The sequence below is a fragment of the Enterococcus sp. AZ179 genome, assembly GCF_050498885.1.
GTDB classification, from domain to species: domain Bacteria; phylum Bacillota; class Bacilli; order Lactobacillales; family Enterococcaceae; genus Enterococcus_D; species Enterococcus_D entomosocium.
In genome coordinates this window covers 2,742,675-2,762,234 of sequence record NZ_JBMHEO010000001.1, presented here as the reverse complement: position 1 = coordinate 2,762,234, position 19,560 = coordinate 2,742,675, and the positions used below count along the sequence as shown (strand labels likewise).

The following is a 19,560-nucleotide window of genomic DNA, read 5'->3' as shown; positions in this document are numbered from 1 at the left end:
TACCATGAAAAGACGGCATTTGCTCCAAAATTTTTTTATTCTTTTGTGGATTCTTGAAAAACCAGCAACGGAAGCTGTCGTTTTTTGTGCATTTGTTGAACCAAATAAATTCCTGCCAGCAAGATGATCGGGAAAATGATCGCACCTAAAATCCCAACCTGCAGCTGTTGTCCCGTCCATTCGACGATGCTACCGACGACAGCGGGTCCGATTGAACATCCTAGATCTCCCGCTAATGCCAAATAAGCAAATAGCGCCGTCCCGCCGTTGCGAATGTATTGCGCAGAAAGACTAAAGACCCCCGGCCACATGATCCCTACGGCAAAACCGCTTAAGCCGCAGCCAAGGAACCCGATCAATGGCAATGAAGCAAAGCCGATCATCATATACGCCAGTAGGCAAAGCAAAACACTCAAAAACATAAAGCGTTTCAAATCGATTCGTTCTCCAAATTTGCCGTAAAGCAAGCGGGAGATCCCCATCATCAAGGCAAAAACCATCGGTCCTGCCAAATCGCCTAGTGTCTTACTAACACCTAAGCCCTGTTCAGCAAAGGTCGATGCCCATTGGCTGACTGCTTGTTCGCTGGCTCCAGCACAGACCATCATCACCAGAAACAGCCAAAAGCTTTTCAAGGAAAAGAGCTGCCGAGTGGTCAACCCTCGTTCTCCTTCGGCAACGATTGGCGCCAACGGGACTTTGGTAAAGAAAAACAAACTGACCAACGGGATCAGCGCCCAGACGATCGCTAAAATCGGCCACTGTTGAATACCGAACACCATGAAGAACGCCGTTGAGAACAAAACGACCCCCACGTACCCCCAGCAATAAAACGAGTGCAGCATGCTCATCGTTTTTTCCTTATGTTCCGTTGGACAGGCTTCAACGATGGGACTGACTAAGACTTCCAGCAAGCCACCGCCAATGGCATACAACAAAACCGCTGCTAACAATCCGCTAAACGGGGTCGGAAACCATAAGGGAAAAACGGCTAGACCAATCAAGCCGATCGCTGCAAAAAAATGCGCCGCTACGATCGAAATACGATAGCCGATACGGTCTACAAAAAAGATTGCTGCAAAATCGACGGCTAACTGAGTCAAAAAGTTAAAACTGACCAACAAAGTTATCTGGCTGATTGGTAGCTGGTATTGGCTTTGAAAGGTCAAAAATAATAAGGGGGCAAAATTATTGATCACGGCTTGAACGATGTACCCTACAAAGCAAGCCGCAATCGTCGAACGATAACTTTTCATTTTCACTTCTCCTTTGCTCGTCTTATCAGTATACCAAGTCCAATCAGTCGGGAACCATGGAGAAAACACTTTTTTTACCCAGAGAATCTTAAGGAAATCAGGATTCCTCTTTCTTCAGATGATTTCCTTAAATAGAAGCAGCAAAAAAGCTGCCCTCACAGACAGCTTTTTCCGACTTATTCTCAAGGCTAGGCGTTTTTCCTCCGGGCAGCGATGGTTTTCATGGTGGCTTCAAAGATTGGGCCAATAAAGACGATACACAAGAGAGTACCTAACCCCACACTGGCGCCTAACGCAAAACCGATCAAGACCATCGCAGCATCCAATCCGATACGGATCGTTTTTTGGGTCAATTTGCTTCGTTTGTAGATCAAGGCAGTCAAGGCTTCAAGTGCGGCCGACCCTTTGTTGGAAGAAACGTAAATGCCGGCGCCGATGCCAAATAAGATCGGTGCAGCGAAAATAGCGATCCATGGGTAGAAAGGCAAATGAATTGATACTTTGTCCATCACTGGTTCAAAGATCCCAATCAACAAGCCTAAGCCGATCCCGTTGATAAAACTGCCAATGCCTAATTCGGCACGATCAAAGACTGCAACGATCAACAAAACAACAATGTTAAAACACAAACTGGCTATCCAAAAAGGGACATCGATAAAATTCAAAATTCCTAACAAAAACGTACTGATCGTATCATATCCTTGATGGGCAGTGATCAATAAGGATATGGCTAACGCAATCAGCCCGGTACCTATCAAAACTTGTGCAAATTTTTTGGTTTCTTTCACAACATCACGCTCTCTTCTTTATTTTTCCTCTCTTAGTTTACCGTGAAAGCGTCACAATTACTATCATTTAATCACAAAAACCGGATTTTTTTTGAAGAAATCTAAATTCAATCAAGGGATTCATAATGCTGTTCATAGGTATCGCGAAACTCTTTGGGGGTCAAACCATTCAATTTCTTAAACATTTTGGAAAAATAGTTAGTATTGTTGTAACCAATGCGATCCCCGATCTCACTGATCGTGGCTTTCGAATGAAGCAGCAGCTGTTGGGCTTGCTTGATGCGCACCAGATTGACATACTGATTAAAGCTCATTTCCGTTTCTTTCTTAAAGAGCTGCCCCAAATAAACAACACTAACGTGCAGTTCTTCTGCCGCTGATTTGACCGTCAAATCATGGGTATAACCTTCTTCAATCAGCTGGATCGTCTTTTGAACGATCTCTGAATAACGTTTTTGCGGCGGTTGTGATTTAGCCAATTCCAGCACATCATCAAAGAGTTGCCGCAAATCTGCCAATGTATTGGACTCGCGGATTCGTGCTAAAATCTGCTCATGGTTTTCTTGGGAAAGCACCGGCAGTTGCCGATAAATATCATTGAACAATAAAAAAGAAACATAACGAACATGCTCAGGGTCTGCTTGGGTTTGTTCCAAAATAGCGAACATTTTATCCAACTCATGTTGGATCGTTTTAACATCCCCGATGGTCAGTGCTTTGTTAAAAGATAGAAACGGGAGTTCTTCGTTTCGCTCTAATATATCCACGTGGATCGTCTGTTCTTGTAAGAACAGATCTGGGTAGAAGGCTTGCAGTGACTGAACCTGTTTGATTTTTTCATAGGCTTTATACAAATTCTCCCACTCGTTGATGGTTTCGCTCATGATCAACTGCCAGTCTTTACTATCAAGCTGCTGTGCCAGTGCTTTTAGGTCAGCGTTGATTTGCTGTCTTGGTCCGGCTGCGGTAATGATCACTTGGTTTTCATCTAATCGTCCTGGTAAGATCAATGGCTGATCGTTTTGCTGAAAAAACGTCGTGATTTTTTGTAAGATCTCGGCAGTCCCATTGAACTGCAAAACGGTAAAGGGTGCTGCTAGCGGCACCCGCTGTTGCGCCAGCAAATGGAGGTACTCGCTTTCGTTCAATTCATCATTCAACCAAAGCAACAGGCTTGATTCTTGATAAAGTTCTTTTTCTGCCAACAGTTTTTGCTGCTCCTCTAACTCAGCTGCAATTGCTTGAACACTGCTACGCAGTTCTTCTTTGTTAACAGGTTTGACCAGATAATTACGCACACCTAACGCCATGCCTTGTTTGACAAAGGCAAACTCTTGATAGCCTGAGAGAATGATCGAGAAGAATCGATTCCCAAACGCTTGCGCTTGGCGGATCATATCGATGCCGTTCATTTCTGGCATCCGAATATCCGTGATCAGCAAATCAACGGAATGTTCTTGTAGATACTCGAGAGCCTCACTAGCACTTTTCGCTGTATGCACCACCTCAAAGCCCAGCTCTTGCCAAGGCAAGATCATCTGCAGCCCTTGCAAGATCATGTATTCATCGTCAACGAACATTGCTTTATACATCTGCCTCATGCCCCCTTTGCAAACTGTTTTCATCTAGACGGATCTTGACCGTAAACCCAGCGGCTGCTTGAGACGTAACATCCATTTGATAGGCGCCGTTGAACATTCCCCGCAACCGTTCGTGAACATTTTTGATCCCGATCGAGGTTTGGGCTCCGATCTCCTGATTTTGCAGTTCTTCATGAATCATCGCTAACTGCTGCGGATCTGCGCCTTTGCCATTGTCTTTGACTTCAATCACGATCTGATCGGCTTCTTTATAAGCTTTGATACTGATGGCGTTATCATTGCGCTGATAATCGATACCGTGAACAAAATAGTTTTCGACAAGCGGCTGCAGCGTGAACTTCGGCAATTCCAACTGTTCTAATGTCGGATCGATAGTTACATGATAGGCGATCTTATCTGGGTAGCGCATCTGAAACAAGTAGACATATTTTTCACAAAAATCGATTTCTTCTTTTAAGGTCTTCGTCTTTTCTTGCGTCGTATTGTTCCGTAGCAGTGCCGAAAAGGCATAGACGACATCTGCCAGCTCTTCTTGGTTGCGGCTCAAGGCATACATTCGAATGTATTCTAAGGTGTTATAGAGAAAATGCGGATTGATCTGGGCTTGCAATGCCCGCATGTCGGCATCCCGTTGTTTGATCTCTAGCGTGTAAATATCTTTGATGTACTCGTTGATACTGTAGGTCATTTGATTGATGGCTTCTGCGATTTCTTTCAGCTCTTGTTGGACATTGGCGGTATCGATCCGTTTGTCAAAATTCCCTTGGCTGACTTCTTTCGTCGCATAGACGATCTGCTGTACTTGCGATGTATAGCGCTTAAAGGTGCGATGAAGCACCCATAGGACTAATAAGAGAATCCCGATCCCGAAACTAAAGATCCAGATGGCACTAGAAAAAATATCACGCCAGATCACCCTTTTTGACAACAAAACCAGGGACACTTCTCCGCTGACAGTGGTTTGTTTTTTGATATAAAAGTCTTTCGAAAGAGTGTCGTGAATGGTTCCGTGAGCAACCGCCTGATCTATTTTAGCTAAAGTTTCCTTGCTGAGGTTCGTGGCATCCTTGTAAAGGCGCTGACCATTTGAGGTAAACAAAAAACTGTTGATTCCATGAACTTGGTTGTCTTCTTGTCGATTGGCTAAAACATCGTCTGAACGAAAGATCACGTAGACTTGTCCTAAGGGCTGGGCATAATTACTTGGTTGGGCGATCGAACGAACAAAAAACAGACGATTTTTTAAATCAATCTGTTTGCCGCTGTGTTTTTCTCCATAAGGTGTATCCGGCGTTGCCACTAATGTCTCATTGCTTTCATCCAATTGAATGATGATCTCTTCGATACTAGGATGATTACGAATCAAACGATAGAGAATATTGGGCAAGTAAACACTTTGTCCCGTCTGGCGAAAAATATCATTACTATAGGAAAAATAATCTGGCAATGAAAGCTGCAAATAGTTGCGTAATGATTCAAAGGCGGTATCTGAACTAGTAAATTCGCCAAGTACCGTTGAAACAACGGTATTTTGATCTTGCACGTAAGCATCCAGCTGCAAGCTTGTGCTCTCCACTAAACGTTCACTCGTAGTAAAACGATCCGCTCCGGTATAAGCGGTCAGGACCAACATAATAATGATGGAGATGATCACCAAGAGTACACTGTACAGCTGCATCAACTGATTGATCAAAAAATCATGTTTGAACAAACGAAAACGCCACTTAGTCATGTGCCAAATCCCGATCAATGACGTTTTTTTCCTGACTGATCGCCACATGGCACCATAAAATCAGTAAGCTGAATGTTCCAAAGAGCAAGAGCCCTTTCATCATCCAAGTAAAAACTAGAATACTAGCGATCCCAACCAGCAATTTTAGAAAGGTCGCCATATGAAGAAACAGACACACAAAGGACAATTTCAGGTTATTCCACAAGGATATCTCATAAGACGTGTCAAAAACCACACTTAACAGGTACAGTAAAACACTCAATCCACTGACAACAACTAAAACAAAAGAGATCATCAACCAAATCAAGCCTTGGATCTGGGTAGCTAAATACAGGTTATACACTAAGAACCCTGTCAGTAGGAAGAACAGATAAAACTGCTTATTGGCCTTGACAAAGACGTTGCGCCAAATGCGCCATGCGCTACGAAAACTTTGATTCTCATAATTTAGTCCATCTTCGTGGATCAAAGCACTGATGGTATGAAACGCTGGACCAATCCCTAAGATTCCCCCACCGGCAAGCGTCAATACGACAAAAAACAAATTCAACTTCACGATCGCCCAAATCAAGCGAAAGCCCTTGACCAACCCGCTATTTGCTGTTTCTTCCATTTAAAATTCCTCCCTTATTTGTTCCCTACCGAAAATGTAGCATGATTCCAGCTTCCTACTCAAGCTACCTGAGAATCTTTTAATGCTATGTACGTTTTAGATGCAACATGCTTGCTGTTTGAACGTTAAAAACAAAAGTAACGTTTTTATCAAAGATTTTGCTATTTACTTTAAAAGAAAAAGCAGCCAAAAGCTAGACGTGGGAACCATTGGTCCTGATGCGTTTAGCCTCCGGCTTGCTTGATCTATTGATTTATGAGAACCACCTGTTACTTATTCTTGGCTTGCGCGGTACTCATCAAATTGTTTTTGCATTTCATCGCGGACCTTCTCCCAGCCAGCGGTTTTTAATTCTTCGTTTAGTTTCGGAACATTTTCTTCTGGATCGATCGTTCCGGTTGCTAAACTTGCTTTGTAACGGTTCATGACATTGGCGATATTCGTGATTTCTGTTTTCACATTATCAGTCTTGAAGTTGAACCCTAAGATTGGTGATGCTTCCGCGTTAGCAATGTTTTCATCACGCTCTTTGATCATATCGTCTGTGATGGATTCTTGTGTGTAAAGGATCATGTTGTTCCCAGTGTTCCAAGCAGCCATCCGGGTATTTGGCAAGTAGCCATCAAGGAGACGGATTTTGTTGTCTTGGCCTTCGATTTTTTCCCATGCTTCACCTTCGACACCCCAAACCAATCCATTCAACAATTCAGGATCGCTGTTCAACAAGCCCAACACTTCCACTGCTTTTTCTTTGTTTTTCGAAACATTCGCTACGACAAAGTTTGCCATTTGCGCTTGTCCGGTTGATTTTAATTGTTTCGTGATTGGACGTGAAACCAATTCATGACCTGCGGCATTGCTTAAGATCGTATCACCGTAATCCATTGGTCCTTGGGTTTCTTCACGCATGAACCATGTGTTGCCTTCTAATGGGTAACCAGTTGTATTGGTGGCTGCATCGGTTGGGATCAAGCCTTCGTTGTACCATTTGTGCATCAATTTCAAGTTTTCCATTTGTTCATCATCTTCGTATTGATTGATGATCTTCGTTGTATCGCCATCCAATTTGACAGCAAATGGGTAATCTTTCCCAATCACATAATCATAGTTTCCAGAAACATTAAAGGTTTGTCCGATCGCAAACGGTGCGATGTTTGGTTCTTCTTCTTTGAACTTCTTCAACACGTCTTCGGCATCTGCATAAGATTCGATCCCGCTGATATCCAAATCATATTTGTCTAAATATTGTTTATTGAAGGTCAAGACTTGTTGGGCATAAATATTGCCGTTGACTGGAAAGGCATATAATTTTCCGTCGATCGTATTGCCTTTGATATAAGATTCGTCTAATTGATCATACGCTTCTTTGGCATATTTTGGTGCTAACTCCGTCAAATCTGCATACGCGCCTTTTTGCGCATTGGCAACATAGTTTGAGGCAAAAGAAATATCGTAGTTTTCACCCGATGAAATGATGGTGCTCATTTTTTGATCCCAGTCTCCCCAGCCGATGTACTGCAGATCGATGCGAGCGTTGGTTTTTTCTTCAATGCGTTTATTAGCGATCTCCATTAATTGATCAAAGTTTTCTGGCTTGTCCCCGACTTGATACATCAATAAAGTCGTTACGCCGTCTGCATTGTTCTCTGAATCGGATGTTGCGCCGTTCGACCCACAGGCAGCCATTCCCAAAGTTGCCGCTGCGGCCATCCCAGCAAAAGCTGTTTTTTTCCACAAATTCATTTTTGTTTCCTCCCTATACTCATTTGATTATTCTTTGACGCCACCAATTGTCAGACCACCGACAAAATACCGTTGGAAGAATGGATAGGTGATCGCAATCGGTAAGGTTGCAACAACAACGATTGCCATGCGAGCAGTTTCGCTTGGCAAAGCGGCCAAACCACCTTGGATCTGGGCAGCCATACCAGAGCTTTTGGCTAGATAGTCCAAGTTACTTTGAATCCGCATCAAAAGTGCTTGTAACGGCACTAAAGAGTCTTTTTGAATATACAACAATGCATTGAACCAGTCGTTCCAATAGCCAAGAGCGGCAAATAGACTGATCGTTGCGATCCCTGGAACCGCTAAGGGCAACACGATGGACAGAAAAATCTTCATTTCGCTGGCACCGTCGATGCGCGCAGATTCTATAATACTATCTGGTACCGTCTTTTTAAAGAAGGTCCGCATAACAAGGATATTAAAAGGCCCTAAGGCAAGGGGTAAAATCAACGCCCAAATCGTGTCTTTCAATTGGATCAAGTTGACCATCACTAAGTAATTGGCAACCATCCCTGGCGCAAACAACATGGTGATCAAAGCAAAGATCGTAAAGAACCGACGGAATGGAAAATTTGAGCGAGAGATGACATAGGCATATAGTGAAGTCATCGTTGCATTGACGAAGGTACCAAAAACAGTGATAAAAATAGATACGCCAAATGCTTGGAAAATTTTGCTGCTCATTTGTCCGCTAAACAGGTAGGTATATGCTGCGAACGAAAATTCTTGTGGCCAAAAGCGATAGCCGTTTTCTGCCAAAGAGGTTTCACTGGTCAATGAGATCGCGATCACAAAGAGAAACGGCAAGACACAGGAAATCGCGAACAGACCGATCACGATATTAAAAATCAGGTTGACCGTTGGGTTAAAGGAGCGGATCTCGACTTTCGTTACTTTTTTCTTCATTTATCCATCCTCCTTAGAATAATGCTGAATCTGGTTCTAGTTTACGAACAACCAAATTCGCTGTTAGTAATAATAATGCCCCAACCACTGATTGATAAAGGCCGGCAGCTGCGGTCATCCCGAAGTCGCCTGTGGCAGTCAGTCCATTATAAATGTACGTATCTAAAACGGAGGTGACTTGGTACAACGCCCCAGAGTTTCGTGGGACTTGATAGAAAAGTCCGAAGTCGGCACGGAAGATCCCACCGATGTTCAAAATCAACAAGACGGAAATCATTGGAATCAGTTGTGGCAACGTCACATTTTTAATCTGCTGCCATTTGCTGGCGCCATCGACCATCGCGGCTTCGTAATACGTTTGATCGATCCCGACCACTGACGCATAATAGATGATGCTGTTGTAGCCTAAGCTCTTCCAGACATTCATAAAGACGAAAATAAACGGCCACCATTTCGGATCAGCATACCAGTTGATTCCTTCACCGCCCATACCCGTGATCCATTGGTTGATGATCCCTTTGTCTGGACTCAAAAAGGCATAGACAAAGTACGAAATAACCACCCAAGAAAGGAAGTACGGCAACAGTGACATCGTGTGATAAACTTTTACCAAACGCTTATTGCGTAGCTCACTCATTATAATGGCAAAGGCAATCGCAAAGAATAGGTTGAATGCTAAAAATACGATATTGTAGAGTAACGTATTTCTAGTAATCAGCCAAGCATCATTGGATGCAAATAAAAATTTAAAGTTATCAAAGCCGACCCACGGGCTTTGTTTCAAACTGGCAAAAAAGCCGTCTGGTGAAATGTGGAAATCTTTGAACGCCACCACATTTGCGAATACAGGTATATAGAAAAAAAAGATAAACCAGACAACACCTGGCAAAGCCATCAATATTAACGCTTTGTATTGCCAGACATTCCTCCAAAACCCCTTTTTCTTCACATCTCATCATCTCCTTCATGCTACTAGAATAACGCTTTCATCCCTAAAAAATAAGGAACAAACTAAAGATAAAATGAAACAAATTAAAGGTCTTTGTTTATATTTTGTTTTTATTCTCTAAAAACCAAAAAAACGTCCTACCTTTTGCAAGATAGGACGCTTCATTGAGTTGTTTTTTACAAAGGATCAATCGACAAAGCCGTTTTGCTGAATCACTTCGCGGAACCACTCACCTGACTTTTTGATGGTGCGTTTTTGGGTAGCCAAATCAACGGCAATAAACCCGTAACGATTTTTGAATTCATTCAGCCAAGACCAATTATCCATGCAAGTCCACATGTGATACCCGCGGCACCGGCTGCCTTCTTGGATTGCTTGGTGAACATACCGCAAATGATCTTTGATAAAGGTGATGCGGTACTCATCTTGGATCTGACCGCTGGCATCGATAAAGCGTGTTTCATCTTCGACTCCCATGCCGTTTTCTGAAATATAACAAGGGATATTGCCGTAGTTGTCTCGTAGGTTGATCAAGGTATCATAAATGCCTCGTTCATAAATTTCCCAGCCTCGATGGGGATTGATTTTCTTTTCTGGCCAATCATAAACATCGAAGTAATCTTCTGGCATTGGAGTGTCCGCTGTTTTGGCATAACGCTTTTGCTGCACCCGCCGCGGCTGATAATAGTTGACCCCCAAGAGATCGACCGTGTTTTCTTTAATGATCTGCAAATCTTCTGCTCTGGTTTCTGGCATGATCGCCAACTCGTTTAAGATAGTGATCAATTCTTCCGGAAAGGTGCCTTTGACCGCTGGATCTAAGAAGGAACGGTTGAAAAAGGCATCTGCCAGTTGCGCCGCTTGGCCATCTTTTTCATCATTCGGATCTTTCGGATAGGTCGGTGTCAAATTCAAGATGATGCCGATTTCGCCTGATTGCTGAGACTGACGGAAGCGTTGGATCGCTAAAGCGCTGGCGAGTGCTTCATGGTAGCCGACTTGCACCGCATGTGCCAAGTTGATTTCTGCTGGGTAATGCTGTTGATACAAATACCCCATCTCCACTGGCACGATCGGTTCATTTTGCGTGAACCAATGACGGACTTGATCACCGAACAACTCAAAACACAAAGCGGCATAATCTGCAAATGCTGTGACAGTCTCGCGATTGAGCCAGCCGCCTTCTTTTTGCAGTGCCATCGGCATATCAAAATGATACAAATTGATGAAAGGCTCGATGCCATTTTCGATCAAAGTGGCGAAGTACTCGCGATAAAACGCCACCGCTTGTTGATTGACCGCTCCTCTTCCTTCTGGCAGCAAGCGACTCCACTGGATCGAGGTTCGAAAAGAATTAAAGCCAATCTCTTTCATCAATGCTACATCTTCTGGGTAACGCTGCAGCAGCTGGACGGTATCTTTGGGTCCCCGTTTTTGATAAAAGCGTTCTGGTTCCGTTGCGTACCAATAGTCCCAAATCGAATCGCCTTTGCCATCATCGGCCGTTCGTCCTTCAGTTTGCGGACCGCTGGCAGCGGCTCCCCACCAAAAATCTTTAGGAAAATGCAGGCTAGTCATGGGCAGTCACCTGCTCTTTGCCTAACAAGAGACAGCCGATAATGCCACTTTTGTTCGGCAAGCCCCAAGTGACGATGTAGTCTTCCACTGGTGGTGTCTCCATATAGCCTGCCATTTGTTTCAGGAAGGCTTGTTGGATTTGAGCGAGTAAATGCGGCTGATTCATGACCCCACCGCCTAAAATGATTATCTCAGGTGCTAAAGTTAACGTGATATTGACCAGCGCTTGCCCTAGATAAAAGGCCTGCAACCCCCAAATCTCGTGCGCTTGCGGCAAGTCTTGTCCTTTGATCCCCGTACGTCCTTCCAAAGAAGGCCCTGCGGCTAATCCTTCCAAACAGTCGCCGTGATACGGGCATGTACCAGCATACATATCTTCACTGTGGCGTTTGACATAGGTATGACCGATTTCTGGATGACCGATCCCTTCGAAAATCTTTCCTTCACGAACGACCCCGGCGCCAATGCCGGTCCCTACCGTCAAATAGACACAGCTGTCTTTGCCTTGTGCCGCTCCTTGGCGTAATTCTCCATAAGCGGCAGCATTGACATCTGTTGTCCAAGCAAATGCTGTCTCTGGGTAGCGCTTCTTCAACGCACCGAGAAAATCGAACTGCTGCCAGCCCTGTTTCGGCGTGGCTAGTATGTGGCCATAGGTCGCTTGGGTTGGATCGATCCCGATCGGACCAAAGGAACCGACCCCTAATGACACGAGATCGTAGGGATCGAAAAAGGCAAAGATCGCCGCTAACGTTTCCTCTGGCGTTGTCGTTGGGATCGACTCTTGGGCGATGATCGTCAGCTGTTCATCGGCAACGGCACAAATCATTTTTGTGCCGCCGGCTTCAATTCCTCCGTAAACCATCATTTCTCACTCCTTTACTCCAATGGTTCGAATTTCATATGGGTGTAATTGCTCATTGACGGACGATGCTTGTTCTTCCTCTAATAGGTTCAACAGACAGAGTGTCGCCTGCTCTTTTTGCACATGAAAGGCAGTGGCTTGATCCGCCAAATTATAGCCCCGCAAAACGATCTGCTGGTCTTGGCGATTGCGTTTTAAGGCGGTGATAGCTACCGTTGTTCCATGAGCTTCCATGTATTGGTTGCTGCTGGCTAGCTTGCCTTGATGCTTGTCGGTCTGGCTTGCCGTCCAAGGAACTTGGGCAGCTTGTGCTTGGCGATACGTTTCATAACGTTCTTCAGGAGCCCCATGACAGGCTACGCCATATTCAAAGGTGTGGCTGCCTAAGCATTGCGCTTCTGGTGTTGGGAAGTAGCCCCAATCGCCTAGCTCTCCCGTACAGCGCAACAAGGTCAAGCAGATCTGATCCTTCACGATTTCATATTCGTTCAAACCAAAATTAGAAACCGTCATGCCGCCTGTTTCATCATGCAAGTTGACAAAGGCGTGTTGATGCTGCGGATTCGTTGGGTTTTCCCAATGACTGGAAACCTGATTCGGCCGTTTTACGACTTCATAAATGCTGTCAGCTTCATGGAAATCCGTGATGATCCCTGTTGGGAATAAAACCCGCAGTCGGTGATCTTTGCTTTGGTTGTTGACGGTGGTTTTAAATGCCAGGCGGTTGCTGGTTCGTTCTAAGCGAATCTCCGTCTCGATCTTGAAAGCAACCAATTCTTGACTCCGCTGTGCTTTACGGAAACGGAAATCGACGACAGCTTTTTGTTCTTCTAACAAACGGTCATCTGCTGAAACAGGAATCTGTAATTCTTGTGTCAGTCGCACAATTCCCACCAGCGGATCGTTTTGTTCGATCGTCACCTGATGCGGAAATTGCGTCGATAAGATTGCTTGATCCCCTTCTGGTTGTTTGAAGATGTACTCATTGGCGATATCCCCCACATCCTCGAAAACCAGTAAATTGCGATACGTTTTTTGGGTTGCTTTGTCTGTAATCGTCAAGCTGCCGTTTTCAGTAATGACGGCTTCCAAATGTGCGTTGGCAAGTTTACGCCCTCCTTCTGAAACGATCGGTGCGCTCTCTACTGGCGTAGCGGCTTTTTCCACTAGGGCAAAGGTCTGCCATGAAAATTCCGGCAACTGGTTTGCTTCTACTTGAACCGTGACAAAGCGTTTCATGAAAGGAATCCGAAAGGCATCTTTAGGCAATTCATAGTCAAAAAGGACCTCTTCTTCACTGATGATCGCAGCAACAGGTTTCCCCTGTTCATCGATCACCGAATAAGAACCTTTTGGCTTCGCCAATAATTCGTGGTAAAGCTTGCTTGGCAATCCTTCACGGAATGTTTTACGCTCAAGTTCGATCACGACTTCCACTAAACCAGAACGGGTGCTGCCAGTGGTGTTGAAGACCACAAAGGGACGACTCTCCTCAGGAAACCTGCTCGTGTCGATGGCGGCTACTAAATTGCGTAACGCTTCATCTGCCACGAACTTACCAATTTCATTGGCTTTTTCAAACCGCGGCATCATTTCTCGGTGTACTTCGTCCACTGAACAGCCGCAGATACTGTCGTGAGGATGATTTTGCATCAGTGTTTTCCACGCATGATCCAACATATCGTGAGGATAGCTGCCGCTTGCTTCATAAGCCATAGTTGCTAATGGTTCAGCGACATTTTCTAATTGGCGGGAAACCTTTGTATTCCATTGTTTCAGATAGACTCGGGAAGAGGCGGTATTGGCTAGAGTATACCAACCATCGGTTTCTTGACTGGTCAATTCACCTGTGACAGTTCCTAGGTCATCTGGCAGATCTGCTTGCACCGCTTCAAGGTATTCGGTAAAGCTGGTGTGTTTGAATTCATACTCTGGGAAAAGCTCGTTAGCTGTACGAATCGCTGCCGAAATGTCTTTTTGGACAGGTTGATGATCGACCCCATTCATCATTAAGTAATGATTGGTGGCACCAAATTTCTCTACATCTTGCAGTTTTTGTGTCCAAAAAGCTTTGGCTTCTGCTTTATCCACTGGAATCTCATTGCCATTGGAGTACCAGTTGGCAAAAAGTAGGCCAAAGATTTGACTGCCATCTGGACCTTCCCAATGCATTTCAGAATATTGGGAAGTAAATTGATCATCGGGTAAAACTTCGTTGTCAAAGCCGATTGGTTTGACGCCACGTCCAAATGCAGCACTTTCAAGATTGGCTTGCAGCATCATTTGCGGGGTTTGCCCCATATTGCCGAAAGTATCTGGGAAATACCCCAACATAACAGGGGTGCCCCACTTTTTGCTTTCTGCCATTCCAATCAGCATATTACGGGTGTTTGATTCAGCACTGATCAAAAAGTCATCTTGCAAAATATAAAACGGACCGATCTGTAATTTTCCTTGTTTGATGGCCGCTTTGACCGCTTCGCGTTTTTCAGGTCGCACTTCTAAATAGTCATCCAAGATGATCGTCTGCCCATCTAGATGGAAGCTGTGGAACTCAGGGTCATTTTCAATTAACTCTAAAAGATCATCCATCAATTCAACTAGCCGCATGTGATGCTGTTCGTAAGGCATGTACCATTCCCGATCCCAGTGGCTGTGAGAGATGATATAAACTTGTTTCTTCATTGATTTTTACTCCTCGCTGTTTGCGTCGTTGGACTGCTTTTTGTGTCACTCGAACGGTCGTGGGTCGTGCTGCTTATTTTTCCACTCGGATATCGAAATAATCCATGACCAATTCACAAAACATCATGTTCGCCCAAGAGAACCATTCTCTCGTGTATTGCGAAGGATCATCGACATCGAACCCTTCATGCATCAAATTTGTACCCGCATCTGTCGCCACTAACTGATCCAAAATTCGTTTCTTTTCTTCTTTGTCAGTGGTGGTCATGCCTTCCATTGCCATGGCGATCGGCCACACATAATTTTCTGGCGTATGAGAGCTGCCAATGCCTTTAGCGTATTTGCCTTCATAGAAATACGGATTTTCACTGCTTAACAACGTTTTACGGGTCTGAAGATAAAGGGGATCTTCCATACTGCCATACCCCAAGTAAGGGGCGGCGATCAAATTCGGCACGTTGCTGTCATCCATCAGTGTGCCATTGCCGAATCCATCCACTTCATACGCGTAGACTTCTTCGCCAGCTTGATTTTTGGTCAACCCGTATGCTTTAATCCCTGCTTCGATCTCTGCTTGCAATTTTTTCGCTTGTGCCACGATCGCTGTGTCTTCTAAAACCGTCGTAAAGATTTCTTGGATATAGCCTAAGACCACCACCGCAAACATATTGGAGGGAATCAAATAGCCGTATTTGCAGGCATCATCACTTGGTCGAAAACCTGACCAAGTCAAGCCAACGGGTTTCACCGGCGCGCCTTTGCCGTCATGAGTCAAGGTATCTTCTTTTCGCCAGGTATCCCGTTCAAAGCGATACGGGGATTCCTCATGGTTTTGTTCTGTTACAAACACCTCCAAGGCTTTTTTGATGCCTGTTACAAAATCATCATTGAACTGATCGGTTCTGCCTGTGTTTTTATATAGCAGATAGGCCAGTTGGATCGGATAACACAAAGAATCGATCTCATATTTGCGTTCCCAGATCCAATCGTTCATTTCTGTATCGTCTGTTTGGTGGCCAGCGCCATTGGCTGATTCGTTAAAGGCATTTGCGTAAGGATCGATCGTAATATAGTAGAATTGCTTCTTGACCAACCCGCTGATCATACTTGCTAAGTCTTCATCTTCTTTGGCGATCACTAAATACGGACGAACTTGCGCAGTGGAATCTCGCAGCCACATGGCTGGAATATCCCCCGTCAGTAAAAAGGTCGTGCCATCCTCATGACGCTTGACCGTCGTTAATAGTGTATTGGCAAAAGCTGCATTAAAATTTTTCGCCCAATCGGCATGCGTTTCTCCGCATAGATCCGTAATCGTTTCCATAAATGTTGCTACTGAAGTTGGTATTTCTTTATAAACCATTCCATCACCTTCCCTGATTTGATATATCAATTTACGAACCTAGTATATCATGAATCATGTGAATGTCTAGCGCTTTTTCAAAATAATTAAAGGGTTTTCATTTTTATCGGTTTATGGTATGCTAACAAATATGATATATCAAAAGGGGTTTTCTTATGAAACAACCATTATATAAAAAAATTTACTCGGAGCTTCACGAAGCCATCGTTGAAGGGCGATTAGCTCCGGGCAGTCGTGTCCCTACTGAAAAAGAACTATCTGAACAATACCAAGTCAGTCGGATTACCTCTAAAAGAGCCTTGACGGAACTGGAACAAAATCAGCTGATCTATCGCGTGCAAGGCAGCGGCAGCTTTGTCCGAGAATTGAAGGAAAAAAAAGCGACTGGACGAATTTTGTTTGTCTTGCCCTTTGCCAATGATCTCTCTTTAGGAAACTTTACCGAAGGCATTTACCCCGTGATGCAAGAACACGGCTTTGAACTTTTGATGACACCAGTGGATTATTTGGAAAAAACGACGGCAGCTGAGCTGATGCAAGAATTCGACGGCCTGATCTATTACGCCAGCAATACGTTTTCTTACTATGACTTGCTGTTCGAATGTGCTGAAAAACACTTTCCTATCGTGACCTTAGATAAAAAGCTGCATGAGTTTGATTTTCCAGCGGTCATGCCAGATAACTTTCAAGGTGGACAGCTAGCTACGGAGCATTTACTTGCGTTGGGGCATCAACGGATCGCTTATATTTTTGGTGATACCCACCATCCACAATCCGTCCGTCAGCGTTATCTAGGTTACATCGATGCGCTGAAAAAAAACCAAAGAACCTTTCGCACCAAGCTAGACGACGCTACTGCCAGTATCGCAAATGCGCTTGCCTACCTGGAAGAACATCAGGTCACGGCAGCCGTCTGTGAAAATGACTTGATCGCCATCGAATTGATGCGTGCACTGCGTCAAGCAGATTTGCACGTCCCTGCCAACATTTCCCTGGTTGGTTTCGATAATATCCAAGCCGCTGCCCTCGTTGATCCAGCACTAACGACCATCGGGCAGAATTTTGCGGAGATGGGGCGCTTGGCAGGAAACCAAGTGATTGAGAAAATCAACGCTGCGAAGGCAGCACCCCCATTACCAACGGAGACGACCACCCATTTAGTGGCTGTTTCTTTGATCAAAAGAGAATCAACCCAATTAAAGGAGTGAACCAAGTGAACGTATCAATGATCGACACACGACACGGAACAGACAACCAATATAGTTTTTCCCATGGCAACTGCCTGCCTTATACAGGGGTTCCTTTTGGCATGAACTACTTTGCCCCGCAAACCAGCGATCAACGAGGCAGTTGGTGGTTTCATCCAGAAGATCGAACCTTTCAGGGCTTTCGCATCACCCATCAGCCTAGCCCTTGGATGGGTGATTTCAGCCATCTGACGATGCTGCCGATAAACGGCACGCTTTCTGAAAATACCCTTTTCCATGCGCAAAGCTCGTATCGTCCGGAAGAAAGCACCTTTAATCCAGCCTTTCTTAAAATCAAGACGCAGCGGTATTTAACAACAACGACTTTGATTCCCAGTATGTATGGCGGTGTGCTGTCTATTGAAAACTGCGGGGATCAGCCGGGTCTTGGCTTGTCACTGCCGGGTGACTATGTCTTAGAACAGTTGGATGAACAGACAGTGGCTGGTCAACTGATCGTATTTTCAGGATGCGAAGACGAAAGCTTCACCATCCATTTCGTCTATCGTTTTGAAACACCCATCACGGCGATCGAAGGTGCCTTGACAGGCAAAGAAGCCTTCGTCGTTCTCCGCTTTGATGATTGCCAAACACAGACGATCCGTTTTGCAACCTCGTTTCTCAGTCGCGAACAAGCTTGTTTGAACTTGCAGCGGGAACAGCAATGGGCTCCTGCCGATTATCTGGCTTCTGCCCAACAGCAATGGAATCATTTTTTGCAAAAAATCGAGATCGAGCATCACGATCAAGCACAAGTTTCTACTTTTTATCATAATTTTTATCGCTTATTCTTGTTTCCTCAAACCTTCTTCGAAATCGATCAAGAGGGTCGCAAAGTGCACTGGGATACCTTGGCAAAAGCGATCAAACCAGGACCACTGTACACAAACAACGGCTTTTGGGATACGTATAAAACTGTCTACCCGCTCTTTTCACTCTTGGCTGTCGAACAATTGGAAGACATGCTGGAAGGCTTTTTGAACAGTTATCGCGAAAGCGGCTTTTTACCAAAATGGCTATCACCTGATGAGCGGGGGTTGATGCCCGGGACGCTGATCGATGCCGTGATCGCTGATGCCGCAGTAAAAGGTATCCGTCCCGATTTGATGCCCGAATTTTTAGCAGCGATGAAAAAAGGTGCCACCGTCCAAAGTGAAAATCCCAATTATGGTCGGCGCGGCACGACGGACTATTTGACTTACGGGTATGTGCCATTGACGCATCATGAATCGGTCAATCACACCCTTGATTATTGTTACAGTGATTTTTGTATCTCACAAGTCGCGCAACAGCTGGGTGACGAGCAAGCAGACTATTATCAGCAGCAATCGCAAAATTACCGCAACATTTTCGATCAGGAGACCGGCTTTATGCGGGCAAAAGACCCAGATGGCGCTTTTCGTCCAGAGTTTAGTGACACACGCTGGGGCTTGGATTATGCAGAAGGCAGTGCGTGGCAAAGTAGTTTTGCTGTTTACCATGATTTCGCTGGCTTGATCACTGCACACGGCGGCAAAGCGGCCTTTGAAGCAAAACTGATCGACTTGTGCAATCAAGAACCTCGCTATACGACAGAAGGCTACGGGTTCGAGATCCATGAAATGAGTGAGATGGCCGCACTCGATTTTGGTCAGCTGGCGATCTCCAATCAGCCAAGCTTCCACTATCCGTATCTATTCAGCTATTTGGGCAAACCAGAAATGGCACAGCCCTTGATCAAGCAGCTACTGACACAGTGCTTCAATGACTCACCAAAAGGCTTTCCTGGCGATGAAGACAACGGCAGCATGGCTGGTTGGTACATCTTCAATGCCTTGGGCTTTTATCCAGTCACACCGGGGACAGGCGAATATGTCATTGGCATGCCCTTATTTGATCAAGCAACACTGCATCTTGCTTCAGGCAAAGACTTAGTGATCAAGAGCACGCCCAATGCGCCGCAACAGCTCTTCGTGGATAAAATTACATTGAACGAAGAACCCTTCGAGCGATTATTTTTCACCCACCAAGAATTGACTGCCGGTGGTACATTGAACTTCCAGCTAGGTATCGTCCCTCGCAGCAAAGAGTGGTCAGCCGATGCCTATCCTTATAGCGTCAGTCAACCACATGCATAACGAAAAAACCGCTCCTTAGCAACAGGCAGCAGTCTACTTTCAGTCAATTGAAAGTGCACGCTGTCCCTGCCAGGG

14 protein-coding genes are annotated in these 19,560 nt (G+C 44.9%); 2 read left to right on the top strand and 12 right to left on the bottom strand.

The features are described 5' to 3' along the window. Positions 1–35: 35 nt before the first annotated feature. The 12 genes from IGI88_RS13005 to IGI88_RS12950 form a co-directional block, all read right to left on the bottom strand. Positions 36–1,256 carry an MFS transporter gene (locus IGI88_RS13005; RefSeq protein ID WP_429960616.1) on the bottom strand — a complete coding sequence of 407 codons (1,221 nt, stop codon included), beginning with the start codon at positions 1,254–1,256 and terminating at the stop codon, positions 36–38. Positions 1,257–1,444: 188 nt separating this feature from the next. Next, on the bottom strand, positions 1,445–2,044 hold the full coding sequence (locus IGI88_RS13000) for a YczE/YyaS/YitT family protein (RefSeq protein ID WP_005234774.1): 600 nt from the start codon (positions 2,042–2,044) through the stop codon (positions 1,445–1,447). Between the two features lie 107 nt (positions 2,045–2,151). Next, the gene (locus tag IGI88_RS12995) at positions 2,152–3,636 is read right to left on the bottom strand and encodes a response regulator transcription factor (RefSeq protein WP_005234772.1); all 1,485 of its coding nucleotides are present in this window, start codon (positions 3,634–3,636) and stop codon (positions 2,152–2,154) included. Then, positions 3,629–5,377 carry a sensor histidine kinase gene (locus IGI88_RS12990; RefSeq protein ID WP_429960615.1) on the bottom strand — a complete coding sequence of 583 codons (1,749 nt, stop codon included), beginning with the start codon at positions 5,375–5,377 and terminating at the stop codon, positions 3,629–3,631. Before IGI88_RS12990 ends, IGI88_RS12995 begins: the two co-directional genes overlap by 8 nt. Further along, positions 5,370–5,990, bottom strand: a complete 621-nt coding sequence (locus IGI88_RS12985; protein WP_008378954.1) for a DUF624 domain-containing protein — start codon at positions 5,988–5,990, stop codon at positions 5,370–5,372. The genes IGI88_RS12990 and IGI88_RS12985 overlap by 8 nt, the downstream gene beginning before the upstream one ends. A gap of 273 nt (positions 5,991–6,263) precedes the next feature. Next, positions 6,264–7,733, bottom strand: a complete 1,470-nt coding sequence (locus IGI88_RS12980; protein ID WP_016613578.1) for an ABC transporter substrate-binding protein — start codon at positions 7,731–7,733, stop codon at positions 6,264–6,266. 27 nt (positions 7,734–7,760) lie between these two features. After that, positions 7,761–8,681 carry a carbohydrate ABC transporter permease gene (locus IGI88_RS12975; RefSeq protein WP_005225516.1) on the bottom strand — a complete coding sequence of 307 codons (921 nt, stop codon included), beginning with the start codon at positions 8,679–8,681 and terminating at the stop codon, positions 7,761–7,763. 13 nt (positions 8,682–8,694) lie between these two features. Next, the gene (locus IGI88_RS12970; protein WP_086294872.1) at positions 8,695–9,576 is read right to left on the bottom strand and encodes an ABC transporter permease; all 882 of its coding nucleotides are present in this window, start codon (positions 9,574–9,576) and stop codon (positions 8,695–8,697) included. 240 nt (positions 9,577–9,816) lie between these two features. Beyond that, positions 9,817–11,208 carry a glycoside hydrolase family 1 protein gene (locus IGI88_RS12965; protein WP_086297138.1) on the bottom strand — a complete coding sequence of 464 codons (1,392 nt, stop codon included), beginning with the start codon at positions 11,206–11,208 and terminating at the stop codon, positions 9,817–9,819. After that, a complete protein-coding gene (locus tag IGI88_RS12960) occupies positions 11,201–12,076 on the bottom strand; it encodes an ROK family protein (RefSeq protein WP_005234751.1) in 876 nt (291 codons plus the stop codon). Before IGI88_RS12960 ends, IGI88_RS12965 begins: the two co-directional genes overlap by 8 nt. A 3-nt stretch (positions 12,077–12,079) precedes the next feature. Then, positions 12,080–14,758: an alpha-mannosidase gene (locus tag IGI88_RS12955; RefSeq protein ID WP_429960614.1), complete on the bottom strand. Its 2,679-nt coding sequence runs from the start codon at positions 14,756–14,758 to the stop codon at positions 12,080–12,082. Between the two features lie 73 nt (positions 14,759–14,831). Further along, complete coding sequence (locus IGI88_RS12950; RefSeq protein ID WP_016613582.1) at positions 14,832–16,121, bottom strand: glycoside hydrolase family 125 protein; 1,290 nt, start codon at positions 16,119–16,121, stop codon at positions 14,832–14,834. 155 nt (positions 16,122–16,276) lie between these two features. Between IGI88_RS12950 and IGI88_RS12945 the strand changes: the two genes are divergently transcribed. Together IGI88_RS12945 and IGI88_RS12940 are read left to right on the top strand one after the other, a co-directional pair. Further along, a complete protein-coding gene (locus IGI88_RS12945; protein ID WP_429960613.1) occupies positions 16,277–17,329 on the top strand; it encodes a GntR family transcriptional regulator in 1,053 nt (350 codons plus the stop codon). Positions 17,330–17,334: 5 nt separating this feature from the next. Then, positions 17,335–19,485, top strand: a complete 2,151-nt coding sequence (locus IGI88_RS12940; protein WP_429960612.1) for a GH92 family glycosyl hydrolase — start codon at positions 17,335–17,337, stop codon at positions 19,483–19,485. Positions 19,486–19,560: the final 75 nt, after the last annotated feature.